Annotated in this window: 8 protein-coding genes and 1 pseudogene; 4 read left to right on the top strand and 5 right to left on the bottom strand. The window is 69.8% G+C overall.

All coding sequences use genetic code 11. The features are described 5' to 3' along the window. Positions 1–3 precede the first annotated feature (3 nt). From HH310_RS39740 to HH310_RS39730, 3 genes and pseudogenes are all read left to right on the top strand, one after another. Positions 4–399, top strand: coding sequence for an Hsp20/alpha crystallin family protein (locus HH310_RS39740; RefSeq protein ID WP_169180932.1), 396 nt, complete (start codon positions 4–6; stop codon positions 397–399). Between the two features lie 228 nt (positions 400–627). Next, complete coding sequence (locus HH310_RS39735) at positions 628–1,626, top strand: Acg family FMN-binding oxidoreductase (RefSeq protein ID WP_169180931.1); 999 nt, start codon at positions 628–630, stop codon at positions 1,624–1,626. Further along, a pseudogene (locus HH310_RS39730) lies at positions 1,623–2,885 on the top strand (universal stress protein); the annotation flags it as partial. The gene HH310_RS39735 and the pseudogene HH310_RS39730, both read left to right, overlap by 4 nt. Positions 2,886–2,951: 66 nt before the next feature. Here HH310_RS39730 and HH310_RS39720 read toward each other — a convergent pair. Next, positions 2,952–5,333: a phosphoketolase gene (locus HH310_RS39720; protein WP_169180929.1), complete on the bottom strand. Its 2,382-nt coding sequence runs from the start codon at positions 5,331–5,333 to the stop codon at positions 2,952–2,954. A gap of 85 nt (positions 5,334–5,418) precedes the next feature. After that, positions 5,419–6,003, bottom strand: a complete 585-nt coding sequence (locus tag HH310_RS39715; RefSeq protein ID WP_169180928.1) for a DoxX family membrane protein — start codon at positions 6,001–6,003, stop codon at positions 5,419–5,421. A 155-nt stretch (positions 6,004–6,158) separates the two neighbouring features. Here HH310_RS39715 and HH310_RS39710 point away from each other — a divergent pair, with 155 nt between their 5' ends. Continuing rightward, positions 6,159–8,753, top strand: coding sequence for a cation-transporting P-type ATPase (locus tag HH310_RS39710; RefSeq protein ID WP_169180927.1), 2,595 nt, complete (start codon positions 6,159–6,161; stop codon positions 8,751–8,753). A 36-nt stretch (positions 8,754–8,789) separates the two neighbouring features. Here HH310_RS39710 and HH310_RS39705 read toward each other — a convergent pair whose 3' ends face one another. The 3 genes from HH310_RS39705 to HH310_RS39695 all read right to left on the bottom strand — a co-directional run bounded on the left by HH310_RS39705 (position 8,790) and on the right by HH310_RS39695 (position 14,848). Then, positions 8,790–9,656 carry a universal stress protein gene (locus tag HH310_RS39705; protein WP_169180926.1) on the bottom strand — a complete coding sequence of 289 codons (867 nt, stop codon included), beginning with the start codon at positions 9,654–9,656 and terminating at the stop codon, positions 8,790–8,792. A 14-nt stretch (positions 9,657–9,670) separates the two neighbouring features. Then, positions 9,671–12,331 carry a GNAT family N-acetyltransferase gene (locus HH310_RS39700; protein WP_169180925.1) on the bottom strand — a complete coding sequence of 887 codons (2,661 nt, stop codon included), beginning with the start codon at positions 12,329–12,331 and terminating at the stop codon, positions 9,671–9,673. A 96-nt stretch (positions 12,332–12,427) separates the two neighbouring features. Beyond that, positions 12,428–14,848, bottom strand: a complete 2,421-nt coding sequence (locus tag HH310_RS39695; protein ID WP_169180924.1) for a cation-transporting P-type ATPase — start codon at positions 14,846–14,848, stop codon at positions 12,428–12,430. Position 14,849 lies beyond the last annotated feature (1 nt).

Raw genomic sequence — 14,849 nt, 5'->3', positions numbered from 1 at the left:
AAGATGAGTGGACTCTTGCCGCGATTGTTCGACGATATGACCGACTGGTTTGAGGTCGACTTCCCGCGGCCGTTGCCGGTCATCCGCTTCGAGGACAAGGTCGCTGACCAGGAGTACGTTCTGCGCGCCGAACTGCCCGGGCTGGACCCCGAGAAGGACATCCGCATCTCCGCATTGCACGGCGTGCTGACCGTGAAGGCTGAGCGCCGGGAGGAAGAGACCAGCCGGCACCGCACCGAGTTCCGGTACGGGTCGCTGCAACGCTCGGTGCGCCTGCCGCAGAACGCTGACGAGGACGCGATCAAAGCCACCTACCGCAAGGGAATCCTCGAGATCACGGTGCCGCTGACCGCGCCGCAGCCGGCCGGCCGGCAGATCACCGTCACCCCGGACAAGTGAATCCCTCGCTGACCGGCCGGCGGCCTTTGGACCGCCGGCCGGTTCGTGCCGCTCGGCTCAGGCGTAGGCGTGTGATGCGTTGAGCACCGCACCGAAGAGGTCACAGGTCCCGCCCGCAGTGGTTTCGCCACGCCGGTCCCGGCTACCTCCCAAGGCCGAAAGACCCTGGTCGGCGCCTTGTTCCCGCGGTGTGGTTGAGGTGACGGAAGTTTATGACGAGGAGGAGCGATGGCCACGACGATTGGTCCGCCCTCACGCAAAGTCCTCGCCGACTGCGTCCGTAGCGCCACCGCAGCGCCTTCTCTGCACAACAGTCAGCCGTGGCTGTTCCGTGTCGAGCGGGCGTCGGTCGAGGTGTACACGGATCCCCGCCGTCGCCTGGAGGTCATCGATCCGGACGGCCGGGAGCAGCTCATCAGCATCGGGGCGGCGTTGTTCACGTTGCGGCTGGCGATCGAACAGGCCGGATATGAGACACGGGTGACGTTGTTCCCCGCCGCAGAGGCCTCGCACCTCGTCGCACGCGCGACCATCACCGGGACAGCGCCGGTGACCGCCGCGACGGAGGCTTTGTCCGCGGCGATCCCGCACCGGCACACCAATCGCTGGCCGTTCGCGCACACCCCCGTCCCGCAGCAGGCCTTGGAGCAGATGCGCGATGCCGCCCGCCGGGAGGGCGCCGTGCTCACCGTGGCCTCCGCGCCCGCGCGGGACAGAATTCTGGCCTTGGCGATGTCGGCCGACCGCTGGCTGCGTGCGCGGCCTGGGTACCGTGACGAGATCGCCCGTTGGACCGGCGGTGTCCGGCACGACGGGGTGCCGCTGTGGGCGGTCGGGCCCTGGGACGCCCTGGAGACTGTGCCGATCAGAGACTTCGCCGAGCTTTCGGAACTGCCCCGGCCGACCGAGAAATTCGAGCCATACCCGACCATCCTGATCCTCGCCACCGAGGGCGACGGACATTGCGACTGGGTCCGCGCCGGCCAGGCTTTGCAGCGGGTGCTTCTCACCGCGACGTGGCAAAATCTCGCCACCACCCCGATCAGCCAGCCGGTTGAGGTGCCGGCCGTGCGCCAGGTGCTCACCGATCCTGACGGTGGCCTGTCAGCGCAGATGGTGCTCCGCGTCGGCTATGGCCGGGTCGCGCCCAGCACACCGCGGCGCCCGCTCACCGACGTCCTGCGGTCCGCCGAGGACAAGCTGTGCGGTCCGGGAGGTGGGCGATGACCGAGACGTCCGTACAGGCGATGGTGGGCTACGACGGGTCGCTCGCGGCCGGCGCGGCCATCGGCGTCGCCGCCGAGCTGCTGCCACGGGCGCACGCCTTCATTGTCAACGTATGGTCGCCGCCGTTCGCCGACGAGGCCATGCGCCGCCGGCTCTGGACCGGCCATCACCAACTGGACGAGTTCCTCGCGGCGATCGAGTGTGAAGGTGCCGCCGAGGCCGGTCGTGTGGCGAATCAGGGTGTCTCGCTCGCGGCCGCCGCCGGCTGGGCGGCCGAGCCGGTGGTATCACGCAACTACGGCGGAGAGGGTTTCCAACTCGCCGAGCTCGCCGCGAAGCTGACGAGCGACGTGACCGTGCTGGGATCCCGTGGGCTCGGCGGCGCGCGGGCGGTGCTGGGCAGTGTGTCCGACATGGCCGTGCATTACACGCCCGGGCCGGTTCTGGTGGTGCCGTACCCGTTGTTCGTAGCCGAGCGCCGTGCACAGCATGACGGGCCGGTCCTGGTCGGATGGGACGGCTCGGCGGGTGCGTCGCTGGCCGCGCGAGCCGCGCGACAGCTCTTCGGTAGCCGTCTGATCCGCTATGCCTATGTCCGCGACGGTAAGGACTCGCCGTGTCCGCCGGCGGGATACGAGCTCCTTAATTGCCGGATGGTGGACGGACACGTCACGCCCGCTCGCGCAGTGGCCGCGGCTCTCGACCGGCAGGCGAGCGAACTGGGTGCCGCCGTCACCGTGGTGGGGTCCAGGGGTCGTTCGGCGGTGCGGGAGATCCTGCTCGGCAGCGTAGCGATGGCCACCCTGCATCACACCCAGCGACCCGTTCTCGTGGTCCACGACAGAGGAGACGACATGACCGACATCATGGACAAGCCCACGGTGGTGGAACTACATCGGCGCATCGTGGTGGGCGCCCGCGAACGCGTCCCCGTCGGTGAGCTGCCCGCGTTCTTCGCGCGGGCGATCCCGGCCGTCCAGCACGAATTGGACCGGCAGGGCATCAAACCTGCCGGACCGCCGGTCGCGATCTACCGCAAGGAGGTTGGCCAACGCTTCGAGGTGACGGCCGGCTTCCCCGTCAGTCGCGCGCCCGCGCCACTGCCCGGTGGCCTGCTCGTCGTGGACGACCTTCCGGGCGGACGGGCACTGTGCGCCGAGCATGTGGGTCCGTACGAAACCCTGCCCGAAACCTATGAGGTGCTGAGCGAGTGGTTCAAGCAGCAGAAACTCACCCCGCCGCCGATGATGTGGGAGGAGTACCGGGTCGGACCGGGTGAGGCGGCCGAAACGGCATACCGCACCCGGATCGTCTACCCGGCTGATCTAAAGAGCCCAGTCCCGCACTTCCGGCATGTCTTCGAGGTGTTCCACGACGTACGCCTCATGGCGCCGCAGTTGGCTCTCGCACCAGGCCTTGAGTTCGGTGGCGCCGCGGGGCAGCCGCCGCGCGTTGTTGATCGCGTCCATTACGAGGTGATAGCGCGACGCCCTGTTGCGCACGGTCATGTCGAACGGGGTCGTGGTGGTGCCCTGTTCGATGAAGCCGCGCACCCGGAACCGGTCGGCGTCGGGCCGGCCGTGCACGAGCTGGTGGATGCCGCCGGGGTAGCCGTGGAACGCGAAGACCACGTCCACCGTGTCAGTGAACAGCTCGGTGAACAGTGTCTCGCTCATGCCATGCGGGTGGTCCTTCGGGCGAATCAACGTCATCAGGTCGACCACGTTGACCACCCGGACACGCAGGCCGGGCAGACGGTCGCGCAAGATCTGCGCCGCCGCCACCGTTTCCATCGTCACCACGTCGCCGGCGCAGGCGAGCACGATGTCCGGGTCCGAGGAGCCGTCGTCGGTGCCGGCCCATTCCCAGATCCCGGCGCCGCGGGTGCAATGGGCAACCGCCTCGTCCATCGTCAGGTACTGCAGTTGCGGCTGCTTGTCGATCACGATCAGATTCACGTACGACCGGGACCGGAAACAATGGTCGGCGACCGAGAGCAGGCAGTTCGCGTCCGGCGGCAGATAGACGCGGGCCACGTCGCCGCGCTGGTTGAGGACCACCTGAATGAGCCCCGGCCCCTGGTGAGAGAAGCCGTTGTGGTCGTTGCGCCACGCGGTCGAAGTGAGCAGCACGTTAAGGCTCGGCACCTTGGCCCGCCACGGCAGATGTGCCGCCTCCTGGAGCCATTTGCCATGCTGGACGGTCTGCGAGGCGCTGACCATCGCGAAGGCTTCATAGGTGGCGAACAGGCCGTGCCGCCCGGTGAGCGTGTAGCCCTCGAGCCAGCCGTGGCAGTTGTGCTCGCTGAGCACCTCCATGACCCGCCCGTCCGGTCCGATAGCTACGTCGTCCGGCGTCACCCGTTCCATGAACGCGCGGTCGGAGACCTCGAAGACGGCGCCCAACCGGTTGCTGTTAGTCTCGTCCGGCGAGAACAGCCGGAAGGTGTCGGGATTACGTGTGTAGATCTCCCGCATCAGTTCGCCGAGCTTGCGGGTCGACTCGGCCCGGCTCGTCGCCGGCCGCGTCACGTCCGCCGCGTAATCGCGGAAGTCCGGGATGTCCAGCGCCCTGGTCAGCAGCCCGCCGTTGGCATGCGGGGAGGCGCTCATCCGAAGATCTCCGCTGGGTGCCTGCTCAAGCACGGCGCGGACGGGCACGCCGGTCGCGTCGAAAAGATCTTGCGGGCGGTACGCCTCGAGCCAGCGCTGCAGCATGGCGAGGTGCTCCGGATTTTCCCGTACGCCCGCGAGCGGCACCTGATGTGAGCGCCACGTGCCGGTGACCTGAACTCCGTCGACCTCCTGCGACCCGGTCCAGCCCTTGGGCGTACGCAGGATGATCAGAGGCCACCGCGGACGGCTGCCGTCGCCTTCGCCACTGCGGGCGGCCATCTGGATGTCGCGGATCTGTCCCCACGCGGTGGCCAGCGCCTCCGCGAAGCGGACATGCATGCCGGGCAGGTCGTCCCCGCCGACCTCGATGACGTCATAGCCATGTCCGTGCAGCAGCGACCGCACCTCCTCGGGGTCCTTGCGGCCCAGTACGGTCGGCCCGGAGATTTTCGCGCCGTTGAGGTGCAGGATCGGCAGCACGGCCCCGTCGCGTACGGGATTGAGGAAGGAAATGCCCTTCCACGACCCCTCCAGGGGACCGGTCTCGGCCTCGCCGTCCCCGACCACCGCCACCGCGAGCAGGTCCGGGTTGTCGAAGACCGCGCCGAACGCGTGGACCAGCACGTATCCGAGCTCGCCGCCCTCATGAATCGAGCCGGGCGTAGTCACCGACACGTGGCTGGGGATACCGCCGGGGCTGGAGAACTGGCGGAACAGGTGCAGCATGCCGGCCTCGTCACGGCTGACGGCCGGATAGATCTCGCTGTAGGTGCCCTCCAGCCAGCCGGCCGCGACCAGCGCGGGACCGCCGTGGCCCGGTCCCGCCAGATAGATGGTCTTTTGCCCTGTGTGCCGGATCAGCCGGGACATGTGCGCGTAGACGAACGACAGTCCCGGGCTGGTACCCCAGTGGCCGAGGAGCCGCGGCTTGATGTGTTCGGGCCGTAGCGGTACGCGCAGCAGCGGGTTCGCCTGCAAATAGATCTGACCGATGGTGAGGTAGTTGGCGGCCCGCCACCAGGCGTCGACGCCGGCCAGTTCCTCATCGGTCGGATGCGCCAGGATCTCATCGTTGTGTGCCAGCGTGGTCACGATTGCTCCCTACGGTCGCGAGCGGTGTCACTCCATAATGTGAGCCGGCGGCCCGAAGGTCGCCGGCCTTTGGTGGTCCGCGCTGTCAGATGAGCCACCGGTTCTTCTGCACGAGCGGCAGCTTCGTCCACCGGCGGCCGAGGCCCCAGGTGTGCCCGGCGTAGGTGAATGCCAGGGCGATGGCGCTGACGGCGTAAATGAAGTGGTAGTCGGTGATGGGGTTGGTGGACATGCTCGGCTTGCCGGCGCTGGTGTGCTGGGCGAGCGGGTACTCGGCGACCCACATGAACGCCATCATCACGACGGCCGCGCCCGCGGCCAGCCGCATGCCGATGCCGAGGATCAGTGCGACGCCGATGCCGAGCAGCCCGAGCATGAACAGCCAGTCGGCCCAGGCGTCGCCGGCGATGTTGTGGAAGAAGCCCTGGAACGGGCCCACGTCCACGCCGGACAGGAAGCCCTTGGTGGGCGAGCCGCCGTTGATCCAGGCCCTGGCGGACGGGGTGGCGTAGCCCCAGCCGGAGGTCTTGTCGATGAATGCCCAGAGGAAGACGAAGCCTAGCGAGATGCGCAGGACGGCGAGTGCCTTGGCGGCGTTCTTGGTCAGCATGGAGCCGGGCGCCTCAACGTTCTCGAGATGCGCGGTGGTATCCCGGCCGATGGTCGTCATGATGTCCTCCTTGTTCGATGTCCGATGCCTTGAGACTGCCGGAACGATGTCCGTCGCAACCGGGCACAAACTCCTGATCCGAGCGGGACCAAAGTCCTGTCCTGAGTGCGCCATCGGCACTGCCGGGGCCGCCGGCAGCGGTCGACGCTGAAACCATGACCGAGACGATGGCGGACCAACGACGCCCGCCGCCCGAGCTGTTCCGCGACCTGCGTACGTCGGCCGGGGGTCTGCGCGCCCGGGAGGCGGCGCGCCGGCTCACGGTGTACGGCCCGAACGAGCTGACCCGCCGCGCGGGCCGGTCCTGGATCGCGGAGTTGCTGGCCCAGTTCACTCAGCCGCTCGCGCTGCTGCTGATGCTTGCCGCGCTCCTCGCCTGGCTCGGCGGGACGCCTGCCCTGGCGGTAGCGGTCGTGGCCGTGATCTTGTTGAACGCGGGTTTCGCCTTCGTTCAGGAGCGGCAGGCCGAACGAGCGGTCGAGGCGCTCGCCGCCTACCTGCCGGTCACCGCTCACGTGATCCGCGACGGCGTGCTCAGCGAAGCGCCGGCCCGGGAACTGGTACCGGGCGATGTGATGGCCCTGGGCGAGGGTGACCGGATCTGCGCCGACGGCCGGCTGATCGAGGGCGCCGTGTCGGTGGACATGTCGTCGCTCAACGGCGAGTCCGTGCCGGCCGGCCGGGCCGCGGACGCTGAGATCGTGCCGGGCCCGCTGCTCGAGGCGCGGGAGCTGGTGTTCAGCGGCACGGCCTGCACGGCGGGGCAGGCCCGCGCGGTCGTGGTCCGGACCGGAATGCACTCCGAGATAGGGCGGATCGCGGCCCTCTCGCAGCGGGGCCGTACCGAGCCGAGTCCGCTGGAACGGCAGGTACGCCGCGCGACCTGGGTCATCGCCGCCGCCGCGGTCGCCGCGGGTGTGGCCTTCCTGCCCATCGGTGTGGTGGCCGGGCTCGGTTGGGCCGCGGCGATCAGCTTCGCCATCGGCCTGATCGTCGCCAACGTGCCCGAGGGCCTGCTGCCGACGATCACGCTCGCGCTGGCCGCGGGCGTTCGTGAGCTGGCGCGCCGCGGCGCGGTGGTCAAGCGGCTGTCCGCCGTCGAAACGCTCGGCTCGACGACGGTCATCTGCACCGACAAGACGGGGACGCTGACCGAGAACAGGATGCGTGTGACCCGCCTGTGGCTGCCGCAGGGCGGCGAATGCGACGTGGCCGATCCCATCGCGCAGGAGCTTGTCCACGCGGCCGCCTCGTGTACTACAGCCCGTCTGGCGCATGATGGCGTGGCCGAGGACACCGGTGACCCGACCGAGCTTGCCCTGCTGCGGCTTGCCGGGCGCCGTGGTGAGGAGGTCTCCGCGGCCGACCGCGACCTTCGTGCGTTGTACGCTTTTGACCCGCGACTCAAGCGCATGACGGTTATCGACGGTGATCGTGTTTACGCCAAGGGCGCCGCGGAATCCATCCTGCCGCTGTGCGCCGGCCGGACCGATCCAAGCCTGCCGGAAACGGTGCGGCGCTTCGCCTCGTCCGGACTCCGCGTACTAGCGATCGCGAGCCGGCCGTGGACTGGACCACCGCCGGACGACCGCGACGTCGCCGAGGGGGGAATGACGCTGCTCGGTCTGGTCGCGATGGTGGACCCGCCGCGGCCGGAGGTGCCGGACGCTGTCGCCGCGGCGCATCGGGCCGGCATCCGGGTGCACGTCATCACCGGCGATTACGGGCCGACGGCGGCCGAGATCGCCCGCCGAACCGGCATCGGTGGCGGCCGCGTGGTCAACGGCGACGAACTCGACCGCATGAGCGAGGCCGAGCTGGACACCCTTCTCACCACCGACGGCGAGATCGTCTTCGCCCGTTCCACACCCGAGGGCAAGCTGCGGATCTGCGAGGCGCTGCGGGCCAACGGTCAAATCGTGGCGATGACCGGCGACGGCGTGAACGACGCGCCCGCCCTGCGGCACGCCGACATCGGGGTGGCGATGGGCCGTTCCGGCACGGACGTCGCCCGCGAGGCCGCCACGATGGTGCTCACCGACGACAACTTCGCCACCATCGTGCGAGCTGTCGATTCCGGGCGCCGCGTGTTCGACAACGTCCGCAAGTTCGTGCTCTACATCTTCGCCCACGCCGTACCAGAGGTGGTCCCGTTCTTGGTCTTCGCCCTGTCCGGCGGTGCGGTGCCACTGCCGCTGACGGTGCTGCAAATCCTGGCCATCGACCTTGGCACCGAGACCGTGCCGGCCCTCGCCCTAGGGCGCGAACCCGCCGAGCCCGGCTTGATGGAACGCCCGCCGCGGTCTCCCAAGGCCGGCGTGATCGACAAGCGATTGCTGCTCAGAGCGTGGGGGTTGCTCGGCGTGGTCTCCGCCGTGCTCGTCATGGCGGGGTACTTCTGGACGCTATGGCGTGCCGGTTGGCATCCCGGCGGCCCGGTCGATGCGAGAGGCGTGCGTGAGGCCACCACGATGACGTTCGCCGGCATCGTCGCCTGCCAGATCGGCACCGCCTTCGCCGCCCGCACCGACCATGCGTCGCTGCGCACGATCGGCCTGTTCACCAACCACCTGCTGCTCGCCGGTATCGCCTTCGAACTGGTCTTCGCCGCGACCCTGATCTATCTGCCGCCGCTGCAGGACATCTTCGGCACGGCCGCACTCGGGCCCGCCCAGCTGGCGTTCCTGCTGCCGTTCCCGCTGATCGTCTGGGGAGCCGACGAGTTGTACCGAGCCGGGCGGCGGCGGTGACGAAAGTCCCCGGAGGCGATGCCTCCGGGGATCTTCTCAGACCTCGCGGTCGTGGGCGACCGCGACCGTGCACGCCGCGTTGCGCAGCAGGTGCTGGCTCACCGAGCCAAGCAGCATGGCCCGTACGGAACCGCGCCCCCGGGTGCCCACCACGAGCAGCTGCGCGGTCTTGCTCGCCTCGATCAGGGCGTTGGCCGGGTGGTCGACGACGGCCTCGGCCGTGATTGGCAGGTTGGGGTACTTCTGTCGCCAGGTGGCCACGAGCTCGTCGAAGGCATGCCGTTCGGACTCGAGAACGGTGCGGGTCTCCATGGGCGTACCGGCCCACAGCCCGGTCACCGGCGTCCAGGCGCGGACGATGCGCAGTGGGACGTTCCGAGCCGCGGCTTCTCCGGCGGCGAAGACGAGCGCGGTGTGCGAGCTCGGCGAATCGTCCACGCCGACCACCACGGGAGCGGTGGGTGAAGGTTCTCCTCGCACCACGATCACCGGGCATTGCGCGCGTGCGGTGAGGGCGGTGCTGACTGAGCCGAGTAGGTTCGTCACGGCGCTGTGCCCGCGGCTACCGACAACCACGAGCCCGGCGTGGGCCGAGCGGTCAATCAGCGCGAGTGCGGCGCTGTTGTGCAATAACGAGATCTTCGTGCGCACGTCAGGATGGGTGCTGAGGGCGGTCGCGACGGCCTCGTCCAGGGCTTGTTTGATGGCGTGGTCGGTTGCGGTGTCCGGCCACACGGATGTCGCCGGGACCATGGATGCGGCGGGCAGCCATTCCGGCCATTCGTAGGCGTAGAGGAATTCGACGGCGGCCCCCGTACGGGCAGCCTCGTCGAGCGCCCATGCCGCAGCGAGCTTGGCTTCGACGGATCGGTCGTAGCCGACGACTATTGGGCTCGGGGACATGATGTCGCTTCCTTTCAGGAGGGTGGCTCCGTGTTGAGCCGGCGGAGTGTTGGGTCCGGCTCCGCGCCGATCGGTGCGAGCCGGAGCTTGGCGTCCACGGCGACCACGCCGTCGGGTCCGGCGAGCACCGGGTTGAGGTCGAGTTCGGCGACCTCGGGCAGGTCTTCGGCGAGCTGGCCGAGCCGCAGCGCCAGGTCCTCGAGGGCGTCCGTGTTCACCGGCTTCGCACCTCGGTATCCGGTGAGTAGCGGCGCGGCGCGCAGTTCCCGCCACATTCGTCCGGCGTCCAGGTCGGTCAACGGGACCAGGCGCAGCGCCCGGTCGCCGAGCAGGTCGGTGTGCACGCCGCCGAGTCCGAGCAGGACGACCGAGCCGAACTGCGGGTCGTGGGCGATGCCGGCGACCAGCTCGACCGGCTCGGTCATCTGCCGCTGCACGAGGACCCCGGTGCCGGGCTGCCCGGCGGCGGTGACCGCGGCGAACGCCTCACGGACCTCGTGAGGGCCGGTCAGCCCCAGCCGTACGCCACCCCGGTCGGTCTTGTGCACGAGCGCGGGGTCGGCGGATTTCAGGACAACCGGGTAGCCGAGGCGGTTCGCTGCCGCGACCGCGACGATCGCCGAGGTCGCGGTGAGCGTCGGGACCAGACTGATCCCGTACGCCCCGAGAATCTCCTCCGTGCGGGCAAAGGACTGCCAGCCGTGGCCCTCGGCGAGCGCCCGATCGACCGCGGCGCGAGCCCGTTCCATGTCGATGTCGCGGAGCACGGGCCGATGTCCCAGCGGCTGCCGCCGCCACCGCGCATAGCCGGCCGCGTGGGCGAGTGCCCGTACGGCGCGTTCCGGCAGGTCGTAGACGGGAACTTGGCGGGCACCCAGACGCGCGGGCCGGTCGGCGGCGATCACGACCGCCGCAACCGCGAGGGCCGGATGTGCGTCGACGACAGGGCTGAGTGCCCGCAGAATGGCGGCCGACGAGTTAGTCCTGGTGCCGATCACCACCAGCAGCAGCATGTCGGCCTCGCCGCTGTCGGCGACAGCCGCGGCGGCCGCGGCAAACTTTTCCGGCGTAGCTCCGGCTCCGAGATCGAGCGGGTTGGCCGGCTCCAACGGCGCTACGGTCACGCCGTCCGCTTCCGCAGCGTCGGCGGCCAGCACATTGAGGCCGCCGGCGTTGCCGACGATCGCTAGCCGATGCCCGGTTGGCAACGGCTGACCGGTCAGCATTCGGGCGGCGTCCATAAGCTCGCCCAACCCTTCCGGACGGATGACCCCAGCCTGGGCGAACAACGCGTCCACGGTCGCGGCAGGCGCCGCAGCGGCGGCGGTGTGCGAGGCGCCCGCCCTTCTGCCCGCGCTCGTCCGGCCGCTCTTGAGAGCGAGTACCGGCTTGCGGCGGGCCAGCGCGCGTACGGTCCGGGCGAACTTGCGCGGGTTGCCGAAGGACTCCAGGTAGAGGGCGACGGCGTCGGTTGCCGGGTCGTCGTACCAGTAGGCGATGAGGTCGTTGCCGCTGACGTCGGCCTTGTTGCCCAGAGAGACGAAGGTCGAGACGCCGTGGCCGGAGCTGGCGGCGTTCTCCAGCAGGGCGATGCCGACCGCGCCGGACTGCGCTGCCACGGCAAGTCCACCGGCCGGCGGTGCGGCGGGGGCGAACCCGGCGTTGAGGCGTACGTGCGAATCGGTGTTCAGTACGCCGAGGCAGTTGGGGCCGACCAGGCGGATGCCGTGCTCGCGGGCGAACCGGACGAGTTCGTGCTGGCGCCGGCGGCCGTCCGGGCCGTCCTCACCGAAGCCGGCGCTGAGCACGACGGCGGCCCGCACCCCCACCGTCGCGCCGTCGGCGAGCACGCCGGCGACCTGGTCGGCGGGCACGGCGATGACCAGAAGATCGACCGGGGCCGGCAGATCGGCGACCGAGCGATACGCGGTGATTCCCTCGACCGGCAGGCCGCTGCGGTTGACCGCGTACAGGGAGCCTTTGAATCCGTACTCGCGAAGCGCCATCAGGGTTTCGTGACCGACACCGCCGGCATGGCGTCCCGCGCCGGCGACGGCCACCGAGCCGGGCCTCAAAAGGGCCGCCAACGACGCACGCTCGGCGGCGCGGTCGCGTAGATCGACCGCTCGTTCGGAGTCCTCGTCGCCGTTGGTGTTGAGGCCGACGTCCACGACGCCGTCGTCGAACCGTGACCAGGCGTGGCCGCTGAGGTCGCGGGCGACGCGCAACATGGGGAAGTTGCTGGGAAGCACCTCGCCGACGAGTTCGGCGATCCCGCGGCGCCGGGCCCGGGCCGCAAGATGTTCGAGCAGGAGTGTGCCGATGCCTCGGCCACGGGCGTCGTCTGAGACGAACACCGCGAACTCGCCTCGCCTGTCGATCTCGTGGGTCCGTTCGCACGAGGCGACGCCGACAAGGCGGTCGCCTTCGTGGGCGACGACGGCAAGGTGCCGGTCCGTCTCCGGCCGGCATAGCCGGTCGGTCTCGGCGGCCAGTGTGCCCGAGCCGGGGATCCCGAAGAACCGCATGCGCAGGCTGTCGGGAGTCGCCGTGGCGTACAGAGCGACAAGTTTGTCGTGGTCGGCCGGCCGCACCGGCCGAATGGTGACGATGCCACCGTCGACGGCGAGTGCGTCGGCGCTTTCGTTATCGCGCTGCTCAACCGTCGCGGTCATGGTGGTGCTCCCTTCGCTCTACTTCGATCGTGTGGCAGGCACGGCGTGCGGGGCAGAGGCGTTGGGTCCCACGGGAAGGGGCCGGAAGTCCCGGCTTCAGGCTCGCCCACGGCGAACAACGCGCAGCAGCAGCCCGGGGACGATCGCGATTAAGGCGCACCCGATCAGCTCCGAGCCGGTCAGCGCCCGCGTGCCTAAAAGCGTCTGCAGGGGTGCCAGCTGCGCGCCGGCCACTTGCAGCGCGGCGGACAACGAAACGGCGGCCAGAAGCCAGCGATTACGGCTAACGCCGGGTGCAGGCTTGGCCCGTACGGCGAGCGCGACGCCGAGCTGCGCGAGCCCGAGCACCACGAACATGATCGACTGCCATGGGCGGCCGGTCTGACTCGCGAATACCCCGGCGGCGAGCGTCACCGCTGCTACGCACAGCCCGCCGCCAAGCACCCCGGCCAGCAAGCCGCCGCCAAGTACGGACTCCTGGGGCGAGCGTGGCCGGCGGTCCAACACGTCGGCCTCGGCCGGTTCGGCGCCGAGGGCCACGCCCGGGACCCCGTGGGTGAGCAGGTTGACCCAGAGCAGCTGAGCGGGCAGCAGGGCGAGGGGCATGCCGAGCAGTGGGCCGCCCAGCATGACGATGAGCTCGGCGACCCCGCCGGACAAGCCGTAGCGCAGGAACCGCCGGATGTTGTCGTAAATGCGCCGGCCTTCGCCGATCGCCGTGGCCACCGTGTCCAGGTTGTCGTCGACCAGAATCAGATCCGCCGCCTGCCGGGCGACCTCCGTGCCACCGCCCATGGCGACGCCGATGTCCGCCCGGCGCAAGGCAGGGGCGTCGTTCACGCCGTCGCCGGTCATCGCCACCACCTCGCCGCGTTGCTGCAGCGCGGCCACGATGTCCAGCTTTTGCTCCGGCCGAATGCGTGCGTACACCCGGGCATCATCGGTCGAGGGGTCAGTGGCGACATGGTCCGACGGCCGCATGATGCCGAGCCGGGACCCGATGGCCGCGGCGGTCGCGGGGTGATCTCCGGTGATCAGCAGCAGCCGCACGCCGGAGCGTTCAAACGCCCGCGCGGTGGCCACGGCGTTATCACGCAACGGGTCGCCGATACCCAGCAGCCCGGCCGGGCGGCCCGATTCTGTCACGGCCAGCACCCGCAATCCCTGCTCGGCCATCGCGCCCGCCGTGGTGAGTAGCTCACCGTCCAAGACAGCTTCCGGAGCGCCTTTGACAACCGTCAGACGGCTGCCGTCGTGTCGCCGGTGCACGCTCGTCATGCGCCTCGTGGACTGATCGAAGGGCTGCTCCGCGATGCGGGGCGCCGCCGCGCGCTCGGCGGCCGCGTCGAGTCCGCAGCGCCGCGCGAACGTGACGAGGGCGGCCTCCATCGGGTCGCCGGCAGCCGTCCACTCTGCGTCTGCGGTTCGCGGTGGGATCAGATCGGCGTCGTTGCACAGAAGCGCGGCCCGCGCGAGGTCGCGAACGTCATCACCCGGCTCCGGCCGGATCTCACCCTCCGGCGAGTATCCACGGCCGGTAACGGAATACCAGGTGCCATCAGGCGTGACGGCCAGCTGGACCGACATCCTGTTCTCGGTGAGCGTTCCGGTCTTGTCCGAGGCGATCACCGTGACCGACCCGAGCGTTTCGACCGCATGCAAGCGGCGCGGGATCGCCCGGGCCCGGGCCATCCGGCGAGCGCCCAGCGCCAAGGCGAGTGTCACCACGGCCGGTAAGCTTTCCGGAACCGCGGCGACGACCAGGCTGACTGCGGTGATCGCCATGCGCACCAGGGGCTGGCCGGACAACACACCGAGCGCGAAGACGATGCCTGAGACGGCGACCGCTGCGACGCCCAAAATGCGGCTCAGCTGGGCGATGCGGTTCTGGAGGGGTGTCGACGCGGATTTGGTGTGGGATACCAGATCGGTGATACGGCCCAGCGAGCTTGCCGGGCCGATGCGCACCACGACGCCCGCGGCCCGTCCGGCGACGAGCACGGTGCCCGATCCGGCCTCGTCACCCGCCTCGCGGGCGACCGGCACCGACTCGCCAGTCAATGCGGATTCGTCGAAGGTGGCGCGGTTTGCCTTGGTCAGGCATAGGTCGGCGGGGACGACGTCGCCGGCCTCGAGGCGTACGAAATCACGCTGGACAAGTGTCGCGGCCGGCACGATCAGGTCGTGACCGTCGCGCACCACCCGGACGGTTGGGGCGGCGAGCTTGTCCAGTGCTGCGATGGCCGCGTCCGCGCGTACCTCCTGCACGACGCCGATGACCGTGTTGACCACGATGACCAGCGCAATGATCGCCGTGTCCGGCAGGTCGCGCAGTACGCTGGTCACCACGGCCGCGGCGAGGAGCAGAGCGACGAGGGGGTCGGTCAGCTCATGAGCGACGCGGGCGGCAAGGTGCCGTCGTGTCGGGGTGGCGACCACGTTAGGGCCGTACTTCTCCAGCCGCGCGGCAGCCTCGGCCGAGGTCAGCCCGGCTGGATCCGCGAAGACGGTGGACATC

Origin of the sequence: Actinoplanes sp. TBRC 11911 (genome assembly GCF_012933445.1) — a bacterium.
In the GTDB taxonomy this organism is placed as follows: Bacteria; Actinomycetota; Actinomycetes; order Mycobacteriales; family Micromonosporaceae; genus Actinoplanes.
The sequence above is the reverse complement of the archived record's forward strand: the minus strand, read 5'-3'. Positions and strand labels throughout refer to the sequence as shown.